This window comes from Chitinophaga eiseniae (assembly GCF_900167135.1).
Taxonomy (GTDB): Bacteria; Bacteroidota; Bacteroidia; order Chitinophagales; family Chitinophagaceae; genus Chitinophaga; species Chitinophaga eiseniae.
The window spans coordinates 300,276-324,046 of the sequence record NZ_FUWZ01000002.1 but is presented as its reverse complement, the minus strand read 5'-3'; the positions used below and the strand labels follow the sequence as shown (position 1 = coordinate 324,046).

The 23,771-nt window shown below is 51.3% G+C and carries 14 protein-coding genes; 10 read left to right on the top strand and 4 right to left on the bottom strand.

The features are described 5' to 3' along the window. From B5D63_RS10815 to B5D63_RS10795, 5 genes are all read left to right on the top strand, one after another. Entirely contained in the window at window positions 1-492 is a 492-nt protein-coding gene (locus B5D63_RS10815; RefSeq protein WP_078668829.1) for a DinB family protein, read from the top strand. Between the two features lie 48 nt (window positions 493-540). Continuing rightward, the gene (locus B5D63_RS10810; protein WP_078668828.1) at window positions 541-1,236 is read left to right on the top strand and encodes an NUDIX hydrolase; all 696 of its coding nucleotides are present in this window, start codon (window positions 541-543) and stop codon (window positions 1,234-1,236) included. A gap of 84 nt (window positions 1,237-1,320) precedes the next feature. After that, window positions 1,321-3,249, top strand: coding sequence for a sensor histidine kinase (locus B5D63_RS10805; protein ID WP_078668827.1), 1,929 nt, complete (start codon window positions 1,321-1,323; stop codon window positions 3,247-3,249). Window positions 3,250-3,264: 15 nt separating this feature from the next. Next, a complete protein-coding gene (locus B5D63_RS10800; RefSeq protein WP_078668826.1) occupies window positions 3,265-5,169 on the top strand; it encodes a sensor histidine kinase in 1,905 nt (634 codons plus the stop codon). A 25-nt stretch (window positions 5,170-5,194) separates the two neighbouring features. Further along, window positions 5,195-7,072 (top strand): sensor histidine kinase, encoded by a 1,878-nt coding sequence (locus B5D63_RS10795; RefSeq protein ID WP_078668825.1) that lies wholly within the window; start codon window positions 5,195-5,197, stop codon window positions 7,070-7,072. A gap of 4 nt (window positions 7,073-7,076) precedes the next feature. Here the strand turns inward: B5D63_RS10795 and B5D63_RS10790 are convergent, their stop codons facing one another. Beyond that, window positions 7,077-8,087, bottom strand: coding sequence for a beta-ketoacyl-ACP synthase III (locus B5D63_RS10790; RefSeq protein WP_078668824.1), 1,011 nt, complete (start codon window positions 8,085-8,087; stop codon window positions 7,077-7,079). A gap of 193 nt (window positions 8,088-8,280) precedes the next feature. Here B5D63_RS10790 and ruvA point away from each other — a divergent pair, with 193 nt between their 5' ends. From ruvA to B5D63_RS10765, 5 genes are all read left to right on the top strand, one after another. Then, on the top strand, window positions 8,281-8,871 hold the full coding sequence (gene ruvA, locus B5D63_RS10785; protein ID WP_078668823.1) for a Holliday junction branch migration protein RuvA: 591 nt from the start codon (window positions 8,281-8,283) through the stop codon (window positions 8,869-8,871). A 135-nt stretch (window positions 8,872-9,006) separates the two neighbouring features. Then, window positions 9,007-16,200: a T9SS outer membrane translocon Sov/SprA gene (gene sov, locus B5D63_RS10780; protein ID WP_235021512.1), complete on the top strand. Its 7,194-nt coding sequence runs from the start codon at window positions 9,007-9,009 to the stop codon at window positions 16,198-16,200. 173 nt (window positions 16,201-16,373) lie between these two features. Beyond that, complete coding sequence (locus tag B5D63_RS10775; RefSeq protein ID WP_078668821.1) at window positions 16,374-16,742, top strand: hypothetical protein; 369 nt, start codon at window positions 16,374-16,376, stop codon at window positions 16,740-16,742. Between the two features lie 215 nt (window positions 16,743-16,957). Next, window positions 16,958-19,243, top strand: coding sequence for a TonB-dependent receptor (locus tag B5D63_RS10770; RefSeq protein ID WP_078668820.1), 2,286 nt, complete (start codon window positions 16,958-16,960; stop codon window positions 19,241-19,243). 72 nt (window positions 19,244-19,315) lie between these two features. Next, on the top strand, window positions 19,316-20,524 hold the full coding sequence (locus tag B5D63_RS10765; protein WP_143312870.1) for a sialidase family protein: 1,209 nt from the start codon (window positions 19,316-19,318) through the stop codon (window positions 20,522-20,524). 76 nt (window positions 20,525-20,600) lie between these two features. Here B5D63_RS10765 and B5D63_RS35010 read toward each other — a convergent pair whose 3' ends face one another. The 3 genes from B5D63_RS35010 to B5D63_RS10755 form a co-directional block, all read right to left on the bottom strand. Further along, window positions 20,601-20,756 (bottom strand): hypothetical protein, encoded by a 156-nt coding sequence (locus tag B5D63_RS35010; protein ID WP_159455984.1) that lies wholly within the window; start codon window positions 20,754-20,756, stop codon window positions 20,601-20,603. 155 nt (window positions 20,757-20,911) lie between these two features. Next, on the bottom strand, window positions 20,912-21,667 hold the full coding sequence (locus B5D63_RS10760) for an SDR family NAD(P)-dependent oxidoreductase (protein ID WP_078670273.1): 756 nt from the start codon (window positions 21,665-21,667) through the stop codon (window positions 20,912-20,914). 98 nt (window positions 21,668-21,765) lie between these two features. Then, entirely contained in the window at window positions 21,766-23,655 is a 1,890-nt protein-coding gene (locus tag B5D63_RS10755; RefSeq protein WP_159455983.1) for a T9SS type B sorting domain-containing protein, read from the bottom strand. Between the last annotated feature and the right edge of the window lie 116 nt (window positions 23,656-23,771).

Genomic DNA, 23,771 nt, shown 5'->3' with positions numbered 1-23,771 from the left:
ATGAAAGAAATCCTGGTGCGGTTCGCATCTTATAACCACTGGGCTAACCAACAGCTGGTGGCGGTCATGTTGAAGCTGAATGCGGAGCAGGTCATGCAGGACCTTGGCGGCAGTTTTCCTTCCCTGTTTAAAACGGTCTGTCACATGTGGCACCGGGAGAGTATCTGGTATCAGCGGTTGCAGCTGACGGAACAACCGGTGGACCCGACAGCTTCATTTAGCGGTACTTTTGCGGAAGCCTGCGAAGCGTTGCTGCGGCAGTCGCTCCGGCTGCAGGAATGGGTAAAGCAGGCTACTGAAGCGAGATTGAACCATACCATCGCCTTTACGCCACGTAAAGGGGAGCAGGTGAAGCTGCCGGTACAGGATGCCGTGATGGATTACAGCAACCACAGTACTTTTTACCGCGGGCAGCTGGTGCGTATGTTGCACCAGCTGGGGGTTGACCGCGTTCCTGCTACTGACTACCATCGTTTTAAGCCTAAAAAGTAGGCGATTTATATTATTTTTACCTCATATACGCAGGAAAAATTCCCTTTTATGAATGCAGCTTCTTTTTATGGACAGGCCCCGAAACATCTGGTGGCAGTAGATTGTATCATCTTTGGTTTCGACGAAGGCAAGCTGAAGTTGTTGGTGATGAAGCGAAAACTGGCGCCTATGGCCGGCGAATGGTCGCTCGTAGGAGGCTTTGTTCAGGAGGAAGAGAGTACCGACGACGCTGCGGCGAGGGTCCTCAAACTGACCACCGGCCTGGAAAATATCTATATGGACCAGCTGCATTGTTACGGAGAAGTACACCGTGATACCGGCGCCCGGGTAATATCCGTAGCCTATTATGCACTGATCCGCATCAAAGACCATGACCGTCCGTTAGCCCAGGAGCATGGAGCGCACTGGCTGGAGCTGCATGAAATCCCGGGGCTTATATTCGACCACAACAGAATGATCAACGACGCATTGGTACAACTGCGTAACAATGCACATTTTCACCCTATCGGGTTTGAACTGCTGCCGGAGAAATTCACTTTATCACAGCTCAGAAGCCTCTACGAAGAAATATACCAAAAGACACTTGATAAGCGTAACTTCAGAAAGAAAATACTATCACTGGATGTAATGGAGAAGCTGGAGGAAAAGGATAAGACCTCTTCCAAAAAAGGCGCACACCTGTATCGTTTTGACCCCGCGAGGTATGAAGTGCTGATGCGTAAAGGACTGGTGTTCGAGATATAGTCAGTGCCGGGTGAAAATGAACAAAATGAACAGCTGCCAACGGTGCAGGGTTCGCTGTATTATTTTTACTTTTCCGGTTGAATTATGATGATCCTCAGACGATATATGCTGTTGCATATGTGCTGGTTGTTGTTTGTTTTCCCGACATTGCTGCATGGGCAGCATAAAGAAATCGGCAGGATTAAATCACAACTGCCGCACATAGGCGACAGCGTGACTTATGTAGATGCCCTGAACAGACTGGCGGCGGTGTATCAGGCCTGTCAGCTGGACAGCTGCGGCCGTTATGCGTCCATGGCAAGAGATATGGCCGTACGTATCGGTTATCCCTCCGGCAAAGCCCGGGCCCTGCGTAACCTGGGAAACTATTATGCCCTCCGTCCCCATCGTTACCTCTCCTACCTCTTTTATAATGATGCCCTGGAAGAAAGCCGTAAAGCCGGCGATTCTGTCAATGTATCGCAGGTGATGATGAATATTGGCATCTATCACTATTTTACCGGTAAACTGGCGTCGGCGAATGATTACGTGGCACAGTCGCTGCAGCTGACGAAGGACCTGAAAGAAGATTCGCTGCACGCCCTCGGGCTGGGCAACTATTACGCTATCAATTATACCGACAGCAGCACCCGGGAGGCAGTTGCTGCTGCACTGTCCGAGGCCACTACGCTGGCAGAACGCTACCGCGACACCCGTGAGCTGCTGTATATCCGGCTGCTGCTGGCCAACGAAGACTACCTGGCCGAACGTTTTGAAGCCGCAAAAAAAAGGGTACGGCAAGTGCTTGATACCGCCATCAGAGAAGGGTTTGAGTATTATGCCATGCGTGCCTCGATGGAACTGTCGGAGTACAAAAGCCAGCTCGGGGAACCGGACTCGCTGGTACATCTCCAGGATGCGGTGTCCCATGCCGTCGCCGGCGGATATATCGGTCTGTTGCTGCCGCAGGTAACACAGCTGTATCATTATTTCCAGCGGGAGAAAGATACGCTGCAGGCCGCCCGCTACAGCCGCATTGCACTGAATATCATGCAACAGCAGCAGGATGATATGCAGCAGGGAGAAATGGACTATATCGCCTATTCGCTGCAGGACCAGACACTGGACTCCCTGAAAATACAGTCAGACCTGCAGCAGACGGCGCTGCAGAAAACGAGGCTGGCACAACGCTACTCGCAATACCTGTTCATTTTCGTGGTAGCCATTATCCTGCTGCTGCTGGTGCTTACCTGGTTCCTGGTACGTTCCTACCGCTCTTCCCGCCTGCGCTCGCAGCGCCTTGCCCGCGTGAAGACAGAGATCGCCGCCGCCAACGAGGTATTGAAAAAAAACGACGACTTCAAGAACAAACTGATCTCGCTGATCGCGCATGATTTCCGGACGCCGTTGTATAACATTATTGATATCACTGGTTTTGTCAATGAAGATATTCTCACCCCCGAAGATGCTACCGGTATGGTGATGGAAGTGGAACAAACCGCTACCGCCACCCTGACTGTTTTTGAAGAAATACTCAGCTGGATGCGCACGCAGCTGTCGGGATTTGTATACCGGCCGCATTCCTTTGTGCTGGCCGATATGCTGGAGATGTCTGCCCGTAACGTACAGCATCTGCTGCGTGAAAAAAATATCCGGCTGCAGCAGCAGGTGCCGGAAGGGTTAACCGTGCAGGGAGACTTTGAAATGCTGCAGTTTATTCATCGTAATTTCCTGCATAACGCCATCAAGTTTTCACCGGAGAATGGCGTGATAACGATAACGGCTATACGTGAAGGTAATTTTGTGAAAGTTTTCTTCCGCGACCAGGGGCCGGGCATAGACCCGGAGGTGCTGCCAGGGCTGTTTACCTACAACAGTGAAAGTTACGCCAGTAAGAGGACCGGTAAAGGAGCGGGCCTGGCATTGATCATCTGCCGTGACTTTATTGACAAGATGAATGGGGAGGCGGGTGCACAGAATAACGCAGAAGGTGGAAGCACGTTCTTCTACCGGGTACCGGAAATAGATGTTTAAAGGGATACTGTCAGGATGATAAAAGTATTGATGCGTAAAGGTTATGTAACAGCACTGGCGATACTGGGCTGTTTATTGTTGCGGGTGCAGGAGAGCAGCGGCCAGGCAGCCATATTGCCCCGTTTGCAGCGTGACCTGGCGCAACAGCATGACAGCGCCGGTTATGTATCTGTATTGGGCAAGATGGGTGCCCTGTATGCCAGTATCAACCTCGATAGTTCTTTCTATTATGCCCGCCAGGTGCTGGAAATCGCCGGCCGGCGACACGACCTTAAAGGCATGGCAGACGCCAACAACATGCTGGGATGGTATTATACGGCTAAAACAGATTATAATGTAGGCATCCAGTATGCGTATAAGGCGCTGCTGCTCAATGCGCAGCTGGGCGACTCCGCGCAAATGGTCCGTTCGCTGAACATTATCTATGGCTGTTATAAAAATTCAGGTCACCCGGTGGAAGCCAATAATTATTTCTATCGTGCTTTTCATATGGCCAACCGCCTCCCGCCGGATAAAGATTCTATGGCGGCCACGATGCTGGTCAACTATGCCTGGCGCTTTTTCGACGATAGTACTAAAACAGACTCTGTCCGCCTGGTGTTGCGGAGGGCCGGCACCATCCTGAAGAAATATCCCGACAGCAGGGCTGTTTTTTATGTTGCGGCATTCGAGGCCGACCTCATGGTGCAGGCAGGCAAGGGCAAAGCGGCAGAGGAACGGATTTATGCCCTCGCTGACCTTGCCCGGCAAAAAGGGATGCCCTATGTAGCGATGGACATGTATGGCCGGCTATATGATTTTCAACGCCTTGGTTACTTCGCAGATTCTACCCGTTACCAGGAACAGGCGTACGAAGTGGCACGGCAGTCGGCCAGCATGGAATTAAACCTGTACTGGCTGGGACGGTTGTACGATTATTACCGGCATCATCGGCAGCCGGAGCGGGTGGTGTACTATGGCAACGAAATTATGCGGCTGGCCGCGAAGGACCGCTATCATAACAGCCTGCCCCAGGCTGCCTATATCGATTTTTTTCTGAAAGAAAAAAAACTGGCGGCACTGTCTCTCTCTACCCGGATGCAGCACCAGGAGCTGGAAAAAGAGCTGGCAGCGAAAAAGAACCGCTCCCTCATTGTGGCAGGACTGCTGATCATCATATTCCTGTTGCTGGCGCTGCTGACCAGCAGGTACCTGCACTACCGGCGCTGGAAACAGCAGGAGAACGCGCTGGCCTTCAGTTATGTGCAGCTGGCCAGAAACAACGCAGCCCTGACGGAGAACGATGTTTTTAAGAACAGGCTGATCAGTATGCTGGCGACGGACTTCCGAACACCGCTGCATCATATCATCGCGGTGGCTGATCAACTGAAAACGGGCACGCTCACGCAACCGGAGGTGGTGAGCCTGTTGAAACAGATCGGTAATGCTTCCCGGAAAACGCTGGATGCGTTCAATAACATCCTGAAGTGGCTGAAGCTGCAGCTGTCAGGTTTCGTTTACAAGCCCGTCACCACAGAACTGCTGCCGGTCATTGCGGAGGCATTGCAGCCGCTGCAGGCGGAGATACAGGACAAGCAGCTGGTCATCGTAAACCGCGTTGGGCCACGGCTCACGGTGATTGCAGACCCGGAGATACTGCAGCTGGTGAATGTGCAGTTGCTGCAGGTGGCCGTGAGTACAGCCCGGCCCGGCACCCTGCTCCTGATCTCGTCTTACGGAGAAAAAGGAAAATCAACCGTGCGGTTCATGGCTGATGGCGGCGCCGCCACCCGTAAGTTGCTCGAAGAACTGAAAGACAAAGAACACAATATTTTTGCGTTAGGTATTATTATCAGCCGGGACTTTATGCAGAAGATGAAGGGAGGCCTCGTCGTAGAAGAAGAAGCGGAAGGGTTTCTCATGATGGAGTACACGATTTAATCCCATAGTATTCCATAAAACGTATATGCGTAACTGTTACATTATTACTTTGCTGTCCCTGTTGGGCTTACAGCTACAGGCGCAGACGCCGCAGCTGCCGGAACTGCAGCGGGAGCTGTCGCGCCAGCGTGACAGCGCCGGCTACCTCGTGGTACTGGGCCGGATAAGCGCCTTGTACGCTGTGATAGACGTGGACAGCAGTTTTCAGTACGCTATAAAAGTACGGGACATGGCAGCCAGGCTGCACGATGCCAGGGGGCACGCAGACGCCAACGACCTGATGAGCTGGTACTACGCCCTGAAAACGGATTTCGGCGTGGCCGGCATCTACGCTTACCGGGCTCTCAAAATACATGAACAGCTGGGCGATTCCGCCCGGGTAGCCAAAACACTCAGTAATATTTACCTGTACTATCGCAACACCGGCCGGAAGGAAGATGCCAACAACTACTTTTACCAGGCGTTTAAGATGGCCAGCCGGCTGCCACCGGACAAGGATTCCGTATATGGGATACTGTTAATCAACTACGTTATGCGTTTTTATAAAGACAGTGCGCATGCGGACTCGGTGCACTGGGCACTGAAACGGGCGCGCCAGGTGGTGAATAAGTACCCGCGCTCCAAAATCAGTTTTTATATAGATGCTTATTCGCTGAACGACCTGGTACAACAGGGACAGGGCAGGCAGGCAGAAGAAGCTATCTACCGGCTGGCAGATAACGCATTGCGTGCAGGGATGCCTTATGTAGCCATGGACATGTACGGGCGGTTGGATGATTTTCCCCGCATGGGCTACCATCCCGATACCGCCCGGTACCAGGAAAAAGCGTACCTGTTAGGAGTGCAAACGGGTAGCATCGAGTTAAACCTTTATTGGCTGGCACGGCTATACGATTATTACAAACAGAAAAAAGACAACGCCCGCATGGTGCAGTATGGCCGGGAGATCATGCAACTGGCAGCGGAGAAACGTTACCAGCCCAACGCGCATTCCTTTGATTATATCGAAATTTTTCTGAAGGAAAAAGCCGTCGCCGACCTGGCGCAGCAGAATAAACGTCAGCAGCAGGTGCTGGCAGCTGAACTGGCGGCTTCAGACAATAACCGGTTGCTGGCGGTAGGCGTGCTGATAGTACTGGTGTTGTTGCTGGTGGTAGCTTTTGAACGGTATTGGCATTACCAGCGGTTAAAACAGCAGGATGAAGCCCTGCTGCGGAGTTACCGGGATATAGCCGCACTGAATGCAGCCCTCACAGAAACAGATGCCTTTAAAAATAAGCTGATAAGCATACTGGCGCGGGATTTCCGGGGGCCATTAGTGCATCTGACAGAGGTAGCGGCAAGGTTTAAATCGGGTAAACTGTCCAAAGCGGAAATGGCCACCTGGCTCAGGCATATCAGTGCTACTTCCGGAAAGGTGCTGGAGGTTTTTGACAATATCCTCAAATGGTTGCGGCTGCAATTGTCCGGCTACCATTATGAGCCGGTGCGCTGCCGGCTGCTGCCGTTGATCCAGAGTGCGCTCGGACCGCTGGAAGCGGAGCTGGAAAAGAAAAGGCTGATGGTAAAGAACTATATTCCGGAAAACGTGTCGGTACTGGCGGACGAGGAAATGCTGAAGCTGGTGAACATACAGCTGTTGCAGATAGCCGTGGCCGTTGCCACAACGGGCAGCATGCTGGAAATAACCGTCGACCAGTCCATGGGGCAAACGGAAGTGCATATAAAGGCAAAGACAGGAGAAGATACCCGTTTTGTGCTGGCCGGACTGGAAAACTGGCAGGACAACGGACTGGCATTGGGGCTGGTGATCAGTCGGGACCTGATGAAGATGATGCAGGGCTATATTATAGCAGAAGGCCAGGAACATTCGTACCTGGCCTTCGGGTATATTTTACCGTGAAAAATTACTTGCCGTATTTTTCGCCGTCGTAAGCCCACTTGATATAGCTGGCGCCCCAGGTGAAGCCGCCGCCAAATGCGGCCATGATAAGGTTATCGCCTTTTTTCAGCTGTTTTTCGTAGTCCCACAGGCATAAAGGAATGGTCCCCGCAGTGGTGTTGCCGTAGCGGTGGATGTTCATCATGACCTTTTCTTCGGGCAGGTTGATGTACTGCGCAGTGGCTGCGATAATACGTTTGTTGGCCTGGTGCGGTACAAGCCAGGCGATGCTTTCCGCAGTGAGGTTATTCCGCTCGAGGATGCCGTTGGCAGCTTCGGACATGTTGGAAACAGCGTATTTGAACACCATTTTACCTTCCTGGTACACGAAGTGTTCACGGTTCTGCACAGTTTCGATGGTAGCTGGTTTTACCGAGCCGCCGGCCTTCATGTGGAGGTATTCGCGGCCATGGCCGTCGCTTTTCAGGATGCTGTCCACCACGCCGTATCCTTCGTAGTTGGGCTCCAGCAGTACGCCGCCGCCGCCGTCACCGAAGATGATGCAGGTAGTTCTGTCTGTATAGTCCATGATAGCGCTCATTTTGTCGGCGCCAATCACCATTACTTTCTGATAACGGCCACTTTCAATAAACCGTGCGCCGGTGTCCAGTGCATACAGAAAGCCGGAGCAGGCAGCACTGATGTCGAAACCGAATGCATTCTTTGCTCCGATTTTATCTGTTACAACATTGGCTGTGGCGGGGAAGGTCATGTCGGGGGTTACGGTGGCAACGATCAGCAGATCGATATCTTCGGGGGTGATGCCTCTCTTTCTGCAGATTTCAAGGGCGATCGGTACACATAAGTCGGAAGTACCTTTCCCTTCTCCTTTGAGAATTCTTCTTTCGGAGATGCCCGTTCTGGTTAAAATCCACTCATCTGTTGTGTCTACCAGTTTTTCCAGTTCCTGATTGGTCAGCACATAGTCAGGAACATATCCACCCACCGCTGTAATAGCGGCCGTAATTTTATTCATATAAACTAAAATATGTGTTTAAATCGAGGCGTAAAAATACGATATAAACGAATATTTCCTAAAAAAGTCCCATATGAACCCGTTAAAGGCTTGTCAATCCGTTAAAAGTTAGCATCTTTGCCGTTATTATCACAGGGATAAATTATTCCTCTTTTTTCGTAAGTTTAAGTAAATTATCGAACCTTTACCTTCTATGATCGCTTATTTGGATGGAAAATTGGCTTATAAGTCACCGGCTTTGGTTCATATGGATGTGCACGGAGTAGGGTATGAAGTTCAGATCAGTCTGAACACCTATTCGAGGATACAGGGCCTGGACAGCTGCAAATTGTTAACCTTCCTGCAGATCAAAGAGGATGCACATACGCTGTATGGTTTTTTCGAGGAAGCAGAAAAAAACCTCTTTTTATTGCTGATCAGCGTATCGGGAGTAGGCGCCAGTACGGCGAGAATGATGTTGTCTTCTCTTCAACCGGAAGACGTCCAGCGGGCCATTATGATGGAAAATGAAAAAATGCTGGAAAGTGTAAAAGGCATAGGAGCCAAAACAGCCAAAAGAATTATTCTGGAATTAAAAGATAAGGTTAAGAAACAAAAGGATACAGTCGGACTACAATTATCTGCCACTGTAAACAATACAATTCATGAAGATGCGTTAAATGCTCTGGTAACTCTTGGCATAGCCCGGAATATGGCGGATGCGGCAATCCAGAGAGTTATGAAGAACGAACCACTATTGCAAAACTTGGAAGAGCTGATCAAAAAGGCCCTGAAGAGTTTATAATTATATCAAGACCTCTATAAAAACCTATTTTTCTTGGCAAGAAGGACTTATTATGGCGCTTTTGCAGTAATAGGAATTGTATCTTTTATCATTGTTGACACCGCCGCAAGGGAACGATCCGGGAATTTTCATTTTTTGAGCAGAACGAGTTGGAAGTCGGACACCACAATTACTGGTAATACCAAAATCGATACTACCGGGAAGAAAGATACCTTGAAATATCCCCTTAAGGACAGGCGCGGCCCCAGTATATCTGATCCGGCGTCCAGGAACGCTATTGACCTGAACGACCCGGCCAATATCAACAAAACAGTAGAATACGATCCCGTTACCAAACAATATACCGTTACCGAAAAAATCGGCAACCAGAACTACCGTAACCCGACTTATATGAACTTCGACGAGTTCTATAAGCTCCAGTCAGCGCAAAGCGAAAAAAATTACTGGCAGAAAAGGGCCAGCGCCCTCGGTAACCTCAACCAAAGAGGCAACGGGCCGCTGCTGTATAATGGTAATAACCTGTTTGACCGCATCTTCGGCGGCAGTAAAGTCGATATCCGCCCCCAGGGTAGCCTGGACCTTACCTTCGGCTACCAGGGCCAGAATATCAAAAACCCCGTACTGGTGGAACAAGCCCGTAAAAACGGCGGGTTCAACTTCGATATGGGTATCAACATGAACGTCACCGGCAGGATAGGGGATAAACTAAAACTCATCACCAACTATAACACCCAGTCCACCTTCGATTTCGAAAACCAGGTGAAACTCGAATACACCGGCTATAACGACGAAATTATCAAGAAGATAGAAGCCGGTAACGTCAGCTTCCCCCTGCGCAGTTCCCTGATCTCCGGCATCCAGTCCCTCTTCGGGGTGAAAACACAACTGCAGTTCGGGCGCCTCACCGTCACCAGCGTACTGTCTAACCAGAAATCGCAGAAACAAAACCTCATGCTCAAAGGCGGCACCATGGTGCAGGACTACAACATCCGGGCCGACGAGTATGAAGACAACCGCCACTTCCTGCTGGCGCAGTTCTTCCGCGATACCTTCAACTACGCCATGTCCAACCTCCCCATCATCCGCTCCCTGTCCAACATCACGCGGATTGAGGTGTGGGTGACGAATAAAACAGGGGCCACCACCCAAACCCGCGACATCGTAGGTTTGATGGACCTCGGGGAATACAAACCCTATAACAGTAACATCAGGGTAAACACCACCTCCCATCTGCCGGACAGGGCCACGAACGACTTGTATCAGAACCTGATCCGCGATGCGGCCAGCCGTAACACCAGCATCGTTGTGAGCCGGTTGCTGGCTTTGGGCCTCAAACCCGTGTCGGAATTTGAAAAGACCTTCGCCCGGAAACTGGACTCCACCGAGTATACCATCAACAAACAACTGGGCTTTATCTCCCTGAACCAACAGCTGCAGCCGGACGAAGTACTGGCGGTAGCTTATCAGTATACCTATAACGGCCGTACCTACCAGGTGGGTGAATTCTCCCAGGACGTACCGCCGGACCAGAACAACAGCGCCAACTCTCCGGTGCTGTTCCTGAAATTGCTCAAGGCCACGTCCGCCCGTCCGATATTACCTATCTGGCAGCTGATGATGAAAAACATCTACGCCACCGGCGCCTTCCAGGTGAACAAGGAAGACTTTAAAATGGACGTGTTCTATAAAGACCCCGGCGCAGAAAGCAGACCTCCGAGCGATAAACGTTACCTGCCGGACGGCAAAAACGAATACGCCGGCGCCCCGATCATCACCGTATTAAACCTGGACCGGCTTAATAACCAGCTGGACCCCCAGCCCGACGGTGTTTTTGATTACGTGGAAGGTTACACGATCAATTCCCTGACAGGCAAGATCATGTTCCCCATGCTGGAACCATTTGCCGATGGTCTGAAAAAAGCATTCGGCGGAGACGTCGCCCTCGAAAAACAATACCTGTACCGGGTACTGTACGACTCCATCAAAGTAGTGGCACAGCAGTTCCCGCAGCTGAACCGCTACGTGATCCGCGGTTCATATAAATCGGCCAATTCGTCGGAAATTAACCTTGGCGGGGGGATCACTATCCCGCCCGGCTCCGTGACCGTTACCGCTGGTGGCCAGATGCTGCGCGAAAACGTGGATTACATCATCGACTATAACCTCGGCAGGCTCAAAATTATCAATGGCGGGGTGCTCAACTCCGGCGTACCGATCAATGTACAGTTTGAAAACAATGCCTTGTTCGGACAGCAGGTCCGTAACTACTTCGGTACCCGCCTCGATTACCTGGTGAACGATAAACTCAGCATCGGCGGTACCATCGTCCGCATGAGTGAACGGCCCTACTACCAGAAAGTGAATTACGGCGAAGATCCTATCAAAAACACGATGGTGGGCCTCGACGTGAACTACGCTTCCGAATGGAAAGGCCTCACACGTTTCCTCGATAAACTGCCCAATTACAGTACCACCGCACCTTCCAGCATCCTTTTCACCGGTGAGGTGGCCCGCCTGTTCCCCGGTCACAGTAAACTGATCAACCAGGCCGGCAGCAAGCAGGGTACTGCTTTTATCGATGACTTCGAAGGGGTGAAAAGCGGGTATGACCTGAAATTTCCGGCCACCAGCTGGGCGCTGGCCTCCACACCAAAAGGAGCTACCAACTCGTCCGGTACGGTGTTGTTCCCGGAAGCGGAAGACAACAACGTCCTTGAATACGGTAAGAACAGGGCTAAACTGGCCTGGTATATCCTGGAGCCAACGCTCCAGCTGCCGAAATCACCCAACCTGCCGGCAGGCATCTCCCTGGATGATCAGTCAGACCCCCGGGTAAGGCTCGTATACCAGAAAGAAGTGTTCCGCAACAGGTCCACCGACTTCGGCCAAAGCCAGCTCAGCACCCTCGACCTGGCCTACTATCCAACCGAAAGAGGCCCGTATAACTTTACCAGCAGCCCGCTGGCCATGGACCGCAATGGTAAACTGGCCCGGCCCAGAACAAGATGGGGCGGTATCATGCGCGCCATCGACAACAGCGACTTCGAAACAGCCAATATCGAATACATCGAGTTCTGGATACAGGACCCCTTCATCAAAACGCCCGGCAGCAATGGGGGCTCCCTCTACTTCAACCTGGGCAACGTTTCTGAAGACATCCTCAAAGACTCGAAGAAGTTCTTCGAAAACGGTATGCCCGACCCACGGCAGGAACCGAATAAAATCGATTCCTCCAAATGGGGCCGCCAGCCTAAGTTCCAGCAGCAGATCACACAGGCTTTCGACAACGATCCCAACATCCGGGCCTACCAGGACGTAGGATATGATGGTCTGAAATCTACTGATGAAGCAGCTTTCTACAGAAGCTATATGGACACACTGGCCCAGAACTTCGGCGGCTCCCCGGTATTCCAGCAGGCCCAGCGAGATCCGTCCAACGACGACTACAAACACTATCGTAACGCCGATTACGACGCTTCCCGCGCCGGCATCCTGGAACGTTATAAAAACTACAGCAACCCGGAAGGCAACTCCCCGGTGTCTGATCCGAAATCCACTTTCTCCACCGCGGCGACCAACATCCCTGAATCAGAAGATCTGAACAGGGACAATACCATGAACGAAACGGAAGAATACTTCCAGTACCGGGTAGACCTTAAACCAGGTATGGCCGTTGGCTCCAACTTCATCGTGGATAAAATAGAGGCGCCGGTAGACCTGCCCAATGGCCAGAAAACGAACGAAACATGGTACCAGTTTAAAATTCCGCTGAACCAGTTTAACGCAAAAGTGGGTAACATCCCCGACTTCAAGTCCATCCGCTTTATGCGTATGTTCATGACAGACTTCGCAGAGCCGGTGGTGGTACGTTTTGCCAAACTGGAGCTGGTGCGCAGCCAATGGCGCCGTTATATGTATGAACTGAGACCCGGCGACCCTGTGCCCCTGGACCAGACCACTACCTTTAACTCGTCTGCTGTCAATATTGAAGAGAATTCTTCCCGCAGCCCTATCCCTTACGTGCTGCCGCCGGGAGTAGTAAGACAGAATACCATCAGCACCAACAACACCACGCTGCAGCTGAACGAACAATCCCTGTCCGTCCAGGTATGTAACCTGCAGGATGGTGAAGTACGTGCCCTGTATAAAACGCTCAACATGGACCTGCGCCAGTACAAGAAAATGGAAATGTACATGCACGCAGAAGCCGTGGGTTCCGCCACCGCATTGAAAGACGGTCAGGTACAAGCCGTGATCCGCATTGGTAGCGACTTTGTGAGCAACTACTACGAATACCGCATTCCGCTGAAAGTAACGGCCTGGAACTCCAAAGCCCCTATCGAGATCTGGCCCGACGGTAACAATATGCAGCTCATCATGGAGCGCCTGAGCCAGCTGAAACAGAAACGTAACATGTGCGATTCCTGCTCTCCGCTGCAGGCATATCCCATGACACCGGTGGCCGATGAATTCGGCAACTTCATGTCTGTGGTGGGTAACCCCAGCCTGGGCGACGCCCGCACCATGATGATCGGTGTAATGAACCCGAAAGACGATGGCCTGCCGCGTTGCGCCGAAGTATGGTTCGATGAACTGCGGCTGTCAGACTTCGACGAAAAAGGCGGCTATGCCGCGCTGGCAAGGGTAGACGTGCAGCTGGCCGACCTGGGCACCATCTCCGTGTCCGGCAACATGCACACTGCCGGATTCGGTAACATCGACCAGCGCGTGAATGAACGCTTCCGTGATAACTTCCTGCAATACGACGCCGCCGCCAACCTGGATTTGGGTAAACTGCTGCCGAAGAGCGTAGGCATGTCTATCCCGGTATACGCCGGCTATTCACAGGCTGTCAGCAACCCGGAATATGATCCCTACGATCTTGATATCAAACTGAAAGACAAACTCGCGCTGGCAAGGTCCCGGTGGGAAAGGGATTCCATGCGCAAGAATGCACAGGACTTTACTTCCATCACCAGCCTGAACTTTACCAACGTCCGTAAACTCAATACACGGCAGGGTAAACGTCACCTATGGGATATCGAGAACTTCGATATCAGCTATTCATTCTCGCAGATCAACCGGCATAACCCGCTTATCCAGAGTGATTTGCTGACGAAACACCGCGGCGGTATCGGGTATAACTATTCCGGTCAGCCGAAATACCTGGAGCCGTTCAAAAAACTGATCAAAACCAAAACACACTGGCTGGACCTCATACGGGACTTCAACGTCAACTATGTGCCGTCTATCATCAGCTTCCGGGCAGATATTATCCGGCAGTTCGGCGCGTCGCGTATCCGTAACGTCGGCGGAGATGTGAAATACCAGCTGCCCGAAACGTATGATAAATACTTCACGTTCGACCGGTATTATACCCTGAAGTGGGACATCACCCGCAGTATCAACATCGAGTTTAACGCGGTGAATAACTCCCGCGTGGATGAGCCCGCGGGCAGAATCAATACCGGCGCGAAGAAAGACACCATCTGGCGTAACTTCTTCAAAGGCGGCCGTTCGGTGAACTACATGCATAACGCCAACTTTACCTATACGCTGCCTACCGCCAAGTTCCCGGCCCTGAGCTGGACCAACGTGGCCTTCGGCTACAGCACGGAATACCGCTGGACCGGCGCTTCCCGGCTGGCGCTCTACCTGGGTAACGCCATTGAGAACAGCATGCAGAAAACACTGACGGCAGAGTTCAAGTTTGTGGAACTGTATAATAAGTCCAAGTTCCTCCGGCAGGTAAATGCCCGCAAACCGGTGTCTAACAATAACAACAATCAGAACAAAAACAATAACAAAAACAATAACAGCAACCAGCAGAATAATCAACAGAACAACAACCAGTCGTCCGGCGACGAAATTTCCCCATGGATAAAAGCAGTGCTGAAACCGCTGATGGCCCTGAAACGGGTAGGCTTCAACTATAACGAGAACGCCGGTACCCGTTTGCCTGGTTACCTGGACAGTGCTAAGCTGGTAGGGATGAACTGGCAGTCGATGGCGCCGGGCCTCGGTTTTGTGCTGGGCAAACAACCCGACAAAAAATGGCTGGATGATTTTGCGAATCGCGGACTGATCACGAAAGACCCGTCGCTGAACATACAGTTCCAGCAGCAGTACACCCAACGGTGGGACCTGCAGGCGCAACTGGAACCGTTCAACGATCTGCGTATCGATCTGAGCATGACCAAGTCGTTTACCAAAACACATACAGAACTGTTCAAAAGTATGCAGGATTCTACCGGTGCTGATCTTGGGTTCCAACACCTGAGCCCGTATGACGCCGGTGGTTTTGAAATCTCCTACATCGCTATTAAAACGATGTTTGGCAGGATCAATACGGCTAACGGCGTGTCGGAAACGTTCCGCAATTTTGAAGCCTACCGGAATATCATTTCCCAGCGGCTGGGCGCGGCCAACCCGTACAACAAAGACCCGGGCGTTCCTTCAGGGGACCCGAAAGATCCTACTTACGCCTACGGCTATACGCGGTATGCGCAGGACGTGCTGATCCCCGCATTCCTGGCAGCGTATACCGGCAAATCGCCGGAGAACGTCGGCCTGTTGAACGGACCGGGTAATACCGTAAAAAGCAATCCGTTTAAAAATTATATGCCGAAACCGAACTGGCGTGTTACGTATAATGGTCTGACCAAACTGGAGCCTTTCCGCAGTTTCCTGACCAACTTTACGCTGACGCATGGTTATGTCGGTACATTGTCCATGAACTCCTATAATACCTCCATGTATTATGAAGATCCCCGGCTGGCGGGTTACCCGGCGTTCAGGGATACGGTATCCGGTAACTACTATCCGTACTTCCTGGTGCCTAACCTGACGCTGACAGAGCAGTTTTCGCCGCTGCTGGGCGTGGACCTCACCTTTACCAACAGTCTCAATGCACGGCTGGAATACCGGAAGAGCCGCTCTCTCAGCCTCAGTTTGATCGATTACCAGTTGACCGAGCTGCGCTCCAGCGAAATTGTGGTAGGCGCCGGTTATCGGGTGAGAGGACTGCAGCTGCCATTTGCTGTGGGTAAAAACGGTGGCAAACGTCTTCAGAACGATCTTAACTTCCGCCTGGACCTGAGCTTCCGGGATGATAAGACCGCCAACAACCGCCTGGATGCCGATCTGGTCATTCCTACCAGCGGCCAGAAGGTAGTGGGCATTGCGCCGTCCATCGACTATGTAGTGAATAACCGGTTGAACCTGCGTTTCTTCTATGACCGCAGGCAAACGATCCCTGTTATTTCCACCGCTTATCCGATCACCAACACCAGGGGTGGTATCACCTTCAGGTTCGTATTGTCGCAATAGTTAACTTACAGATAAGGCTAACCGTAAGCCGGCCTAACCTTTTATCCCCGGGGTTTTTATCCCGGGGATTTTTTTTGCCCTTCGGGCGATGCTTAACAAAAAGATGATCGCGCTTAACAAACACGCTGATAAAAATCATGATCTCTTTAACATTTCTTTTATAAGTTTGTGTCGTGAAATATTTCCTCATCATATGCATTTCGTTGGGCCTCTTGCTGCAGACTTTCAGCAAAAGCCTTATTGTGCTGCAGTTCAGGACGCAACAGTCTTTTATTGCGCAGGTGCTTTGCGAAAACCGCAATAAGCCCGAAATGCATTGTAACGGTAAATGTTATCTGAAAAAGAAACTGGACCGCGATGCCAGCCAGGACAAGAACAACAGCAGTAACAAGGAGCGTTACGAAGTAATGTTTGTGAATGCCCTGCCGGAACGGCTCACGGCGCCGTCTGCAGCGCCTGTGGTGCACATTGTATTTTATGCGGAACCCTTCTTTGAAACCCCTGTCCACACTATTTTCCACCCGCCGCAATCCCTGGTTTGACCATCTCCGGAATGCCTTTTTAGTTAGATGTAGTTAGTCAACCTGACGATGCCCGTATCGGGCTGTCTGAAGGCATTTTCCATCCTTCCCGTGGGTAAAGCCCCGGGTTACGATATCGGTAAAGCTTTTAGCCGGCTTTCTGCCTTTATGCGTAAATGTTTTCCTGACAAACCAAGATGTATGTCTGTAAAGACGTGCATCCAACTGACGACCTAATGAAACAAATTTATTTACTGCTCATTGCCTGTTTGGCGATGCGGGCGGGCCATGCCCAGGAATTGGCCGGGCGCGTGGCAGATGCAAGGACGAGGGAAGCTCTGCCAGGCGTAAGTGTGAACCTGATAGCAGCCGGGAAAGGCTGTATGAGTAACGCACAGGGACGATATCAGCTGCCGGTGGCAGCAAGCCCCGACACCCTGAAGATATCCTATGTAGGTTATATCACCCGGAAGATAGCCGCGTCAGCGGCGGCGGAAATGCCGGTGATCTACCTGGAAGCCAGTTCCACCAACCTGAACGAGGTAATTGTGTCCTCTTCCCGGGAAAAGCAACGGCGTACGGAAGCGCCTGTAGCTATCAGCACCATTTCTCCGCAGACGCTGCAGGAAACCAAAGCCACCACGCTGGATAAAGTGCTCAACAAAGTGAGCGGCGTATACATGGTGGACCTGGGCAATGAACAGCATACCATGGCTATCCGGCAGCCTATCGGTTATAAAAGCCTTTTCCTGTATCTCGAAGACGGTATTCCCATCCGCACCGTCGGCGATTTTAATCACAATGCGTTGATAGAAGTCAACATGGCGGCCCTTCGTAATATTGAAGTCATCCGTGGCCCTGCCTCCTCCCTGTATGGCAGCGAGGCCGTAGGCGGCGCCGTGAATTTTATTACGGCAGCGCCTACACTGGTGCCCACGGCCAAAGTGCAGCTCGAAGCCAGCAACTGGGGATATAAACGAACAGATTTCAGTGTTTCCGACACCAGAGGGAAGGCAGGTTTTTTTGTCGGTGGTTATTATGCCAACCAACAGAACGGCTATATGGACCACAGCGATTTCCATAAGCTGGCAGTGACTGCCCGTACTGATGTACAGCTGAACGAACATAATAAATGGACCACTACCGCCACGCTGATCAATTACAAGACTGACCAGACCGGCGGCCTCGACAGCGCTCATTTCTTTGCCAAAGATTATCGTAACTTCCAGACATTCAGTTACAGGGACGTAAAAGCATTGCGTATTCGCAGCACCCTGGACCATGTCTGGAATACCAGCAGTCATACCAGCGTTACCGCTTTCTTCCGGCACAGCACCATCGGGCAGAACCCTTTTTATGCCATCAGGGACATCCGCAACACACTCAAGGCAAGAGGAGAAATCAACAGCGACGCTTTCTACAGCTACGGGGTGATCGCTCAGCATAAAAAAGATTTCAATTGGAAACAGGCATCGCTGATAGCTGGTATCAGCACAGATTACAGCCCCGCTACCTATCACGCTAACTATATCGATATCACTAAAGACGCCGCTGGTTATTACACGGGATATAAAGCCACCGATTCCTTGTTGACCAGCTATCGTGTTGGTTTGCTGAATACTGCCGTATATACCCAGTTTGCTTTTGCGCCGGTAGAAAATATGCGGGTGGTCGCCGCATTGCGGTACGACCGGATGGATTATGATTTTAATAATCATCTGCCGCCATCAGCGTTTACGGGCGCTCCCAGCGAAAAGAACAACTTTAATGCGCTGACGCCCAAGCTGGGACTGACGTACAACCTCCAACACAACCGCGGCTTGTATGCCAATTACAGCAGGGGTTTTGCTCCGCCTAATATTTCAGAACTGTACCGGGGCGTGAAAGTGCCGGTATTAAAATCTGCCACTTATGACAACTATGAAGCCGGCGGCTGGTTCGCTTTTGCGCGGCAGAAAGGTTATGTGGATGTGAGCGTTTACCAGATGAAAGGTACCAACGAAATTATCAGCGTACGGGATGCCGACGGCGCTTATGTTAATCAGAATGCCGGTGCCACCACACATCGCGGCGTAGAATGGAATGTGCGCTACACGCCGATGAAGTCTTTGTTTTTACGCACCAGCGGCTCTTATGCGCGTCATATCTTCGACGCCTATACGGAGAATGGAAAAACCTATAACAACAATGAAATGAACGGTGCGCCGAAATGGATCACCAATACAGAGGTCACCTGGAAACCGGCGTTCCTGAAAGGGTTCCGCATTGGCGGTGAATGGCAGCACATCAGTGGTTATTACATGGATGCCGCCAATACTGCGTGGTACAATGGGTATGACTTGTTCAATGTCCGCACCGGGTATCAGTGGAAAGGGTTTGAATGCTGGCTGAACTGTATGAATGTGGGAGACCAGTTGTATGCTACTACAGCGGAGAAATCGGCCTATGGTAAGAGTTATCGTATCGGGCCGCGGCAGACGTTCAATTTTGGGGTGGCCTATACCTTTGTCGGGAAGAAGTGAGCTCGCAAAGAAACAAAGTAAGCAAAGGAACAAAGTGCAGATAGTTTAAAGACGTTTTTTAAAGAGATAATTATGAAAAAAATCATATGGTTGTTGGTTTTGTGGTGGATGGCTTTTACCGCCTGCAGCCCGAAAGGCACACCGCCGGCTGGTCCGGTGGTATTGTCCCATGCAGGTAAAGATGCTTCGTGTCCTTACATTACCAAAGACGGTGAGGGACGTACCGTGATCAGCTGGGTAGAAAAAGACAGTACTGCAGATACCGGCATGATGTGTTATGCGGTATCTAACGATAACGGTTATACGTTTTCCGATCCGGTAAAAATTGAAACGACGGCTGGTGTGTACCCACATGCGGAAAACCTGCCTAAGCTGTTGTTCCGGCCGGATGGCGGCGTTATCGCCTTGTTTGGGGTGGAGCAGCACGATCCGCGTAATAAGTATGCCGGTAAGGTGATGTATGCGGTATCTGCCGACAGTGGCCGTACCTGGGGAGAAGCACAGTCGCTGGTGACAGATGCCGCCGGTTATGATCAGCGTTACTTTGATATGGCTTTGTTGCCTGATGGCGAAGCGGCCGCTATCTGGCTGGACAATCGTAAGGACACTAAAGCGGAAGGGTCTACCCTGTACTGGGCTGTGACTGCCGGAGGTAAAGGCTTTCAGGCGGCGAAGCCGATTGCGCAAACGGTTTGCCAGTGTTGCCGTACCCGTTTATATGTGGCGGGTAACGGGGATGTACATGTGGCCTACCGTGATATTATCAACGACTCCATCCGGGACATGGTACACCAGGTGTCGGTAGATGGTGGCCGGTCTTTTAGTGAACCGGTACGTATCAGTGCAGACAACTGGGTAGTGAATGGCTGTCCGCACACAGGGCCGGCGCTGACAGCCAATAAACACGGGCTGCATTTCGCGTGGTTTACCATGGGCGGCGGCCAGGGTGTTTTTTATGCCGGGTCGACAGATAACGGTAAAACCTATACGCAGAAGGAGTCACTGAGCAAAGCGCCGATGGCCAAGCACCCGCAGATAGTAACCATCCCGGACGACCGGGTGGTGATTGTGTGGGACGAGCCGGTGAAATGGCAGGGAAATTTCCGGAGCAGGGTAGGGATAGCGATAAAATCGCCCGAAGGGCAAACCATTACCAGCAGGGCATTAACGGCCGACAGTGTGTACGCTGCCTATCCGGTAGCCGGTGCGCTGGATGGTAACACCGTGCTGGTGGCTTATACCCGCAAGGGCGAAATTGTTTATGAACGGGTTTCCATCTGATTTTTGAAAACCCCAATGCTTAAAAACAAACAGGGCCGGACATTTGTCCGGCCCTGTTCATTCGATAATTTCTTACTCAGCTATAGCTCCAGCTATAACCCTCACTCCAGTCTTTGCGGGATGCCCACCGGCCATAAGTGCCCCGGCGGGTCTTGCCGAAATAAAGGCGCCACTGTTCTTTCCATCTCGGATAATACAGGCGCAATACGTACATAGTTAAGAACGTAAGCATAGGGATATGGTTTTCACATTAAAGGATAGTCTTATCTCGTCTTGGATTAGTCTGATGGCATTGGTATAAATCCTTTACATATAGGTAATGTAAAAGATATATAAGTGATTTCAAATATAGATAAACAGACTCAACTATGTACTCACATAAACGTGTTAATTTTTATCAATATAATACGCGTTCGCCTGCTGGAGCGGCGTCAGCACCAGGTCATTGATACAAACATGCGGTGGAAGGGAGGTGCAGTAATACACTACATCAGCCACATCCTGTGCGCTCAGCGGGATAAAGCCTTTATACACGTCTTTGGCCTTATCTTCATCGCCTTTAAAACGTACGAGCGAGAACTCAGTTTCAGCGGCGCCGGGGTGAATGGCAGTGACCTTGATCCGGTAGGGCAGCAGGTCTATCCTCATGCCCTGTGAGATGGCATCTACAGCGGCTTTGGAAGCGCAATACACGTTGCCCTTAGCGTAAACGTGTTTGGCGGCGGTAGAACCGATATTGATGATATGGCCGCTGGTACGGGAACGCATCCACGGAATTACTACCCGGGACACATACAGCAGGCCTTTTACGTTGGTGTCTATCATATTGTTCCAGTCGTCGGGGTCGCCTTCATCGATGGTGCTGAGGCCGGCGGCCAGCCCGGCATTATTGACCAGGATGTCCACGGCTTTCCATTCGTCGGGGATATTACTCAGCGTTTCCCATACGGCCTTCTCATCCCGTACATCGAAATTCAACGCCAGCACATTGGCGCCGTATTCCTGTGATAACTGTGTATGTAAAGCGTCGAGCCTTTCTTTGCGCCGGCCGGTGATGATCACGTCATAACCTTTCGCGGCAAATGTTTCTGCGCATGCCTGGCCAAAACCAGCGGTAGCACCTGTGATAAGAACGATTCCCATAATATCGGATTGATGGCTGTCACCCATGGTAAGAGCCTGTTGAAACAATACTGTAAAATTAGCGTGATATTACCTAAAAACGATGCTTTTTCCGTGGGTCAGCGGATGAGCGTGACAGTTCCTTTTTTGAGTATCTCCCTTCCGTTGAAATCAGTGCCCTGCAGTATCCACAGATAAGTGTCTACCGACGCAGGCATTCCTTTGTACGTACCATCCCACCCGCTCCTGAAATCAGTGGAGGAATAAACTTCCTGTCCCCACCGGTTGAATATCCGGAAGAACTTATAATGCACGATGCCCACAGGAATGAACCGGAAACGGTCGTTGATACCATCGCCATTGGGAGTAAACGCGTTGGGGATATACATCTCCGGCCCGGTGTAGTATTTTACGCTGATGGTGTCGTAGCCGGTACACCCCTGCTGGTTGGATACGCGCAGCACGTAGGCAATGTCTTTGTTGTAGTTCAGCAGCGGATGGGCTTCAGTAGGATCGCTCAAACCATCGGAAGGCTGCCAGGAATAAATATCCCCGCCGCTGCCCTGCATCACCAGCGTTTGTCCTTTGGCGAGGATGGTATCATTACCGGCGAAGGGTATTACTTCGTATATGCGTACGTTTTGGGTAACGGTTTTCTCGCATTGTTTATCCGTGTGCAGCGTCAGGGAAACTGTATAGATGTTGCCTTTATCGAACCTGTGCTGTATGCTTCGTTCATCGCCGGTAACCAGTACGCTGTCAGCTATCCCGAACTCCCAGGTGCGGCTGGTAATGCGGCCATAACGGTAAGAAGAGGTATCGGTGAAACTGATAGGGTTTTCCTTGCAGAACCCGGCGGTCGTGAAACCGGCGCGTAACCCGGGGTAGTTGCGGACTTCCCCGGTGGTGCTGTCCCGGCAGGTGAGCGTTGGATTAACGACCAGTTTTACTTTGTACACCCCGGTATCAGGATACTGATGAAAGAAAATGGTTTTAGTGTCTGTCACGGTATCGGTGCCATCCCCGAACGTCCAGTGATAGGTAGAAGTGTAACCTGCTTCACTGTAGTTGGGAAAGGCTACCTGCAACGCAGGCGATTCTGCACAGTTGCTGAGCACAGAAGGGAAACCGGCCACAATTTTAGTAGTACAGTCGAACACGGTTAGCAGGATGTCTTTACTATGGGTGCCCAGCAAACGCTTTGTTACCCGGTCATATTCATTCACACAGACCGTGATCACGAATTTACCGGCCCTGTCGGGCGTGCAGGTGATCATCCCCCGGTTGTCTATCGAAATGGCCGGACTGCCACCCATAGGGTTGGCGCCGGAATAGGGCGGAATATACCGTACGGTGGAATTGTAAGGTGGCGGCGTGGTGGAATTGGTTTCATTATTGACAGTGCCGTCTGTCAACGCGCTGCAGAGCTGATAAGTGAGACTGTCGCCATCTTCGTCATAAGCGGCGTAGTTGATCTTAAAGGGTAGCTTGTTGCAGATCACGATAGCGGAGTCTTTATCGAAGTACGCGCTGTTATTGTTTGGCCTGGATTCCGTGCCCGGGATGACCGTATAGTAGGTAGAGCCTTCATGTTCGGAGTCATAGATGTTGGTCAGTTTTTCACCGCGGCAGCAGCGCTGCGATGCCACATAATAACCACCTGGTATGGGCGCCAGTTCTATAGTGGCCGTATAGAACGCTACTTCCAGGTGCTGCACCTGCGGGGAGAGACAGGGGTTTTTCAGCGTATCTGTCAGCGGCGCCACCTTGCTGATATAAAGATATACGGAAGACATCACCCGTTCCCCGCCGGCGGTGTACACATTGGCCACCACCGGATTTTCAAACCGGTCAATACAACCCTGCCGGTCGCCGCAGGTAAAGTCTGCGTCGCGGTATAGTTTAAGGGTGATGAGATAACGGTAGCGGGAATTATCTCCACTCATGCCTACTGTCTTGTAATAAATTTCGCCACCGATGATGTGGTAAGCAGCTGTATGGAGATACATTAAACAACAGCCGAGAACCAATAACAAGGTGCTCTTCATGTTTCGGGGTACTACTATCTGAATTTAACAAAAAAAAAGCAGCCCCGGTTCAATCCGGCAACGTATTATTTCCCGTT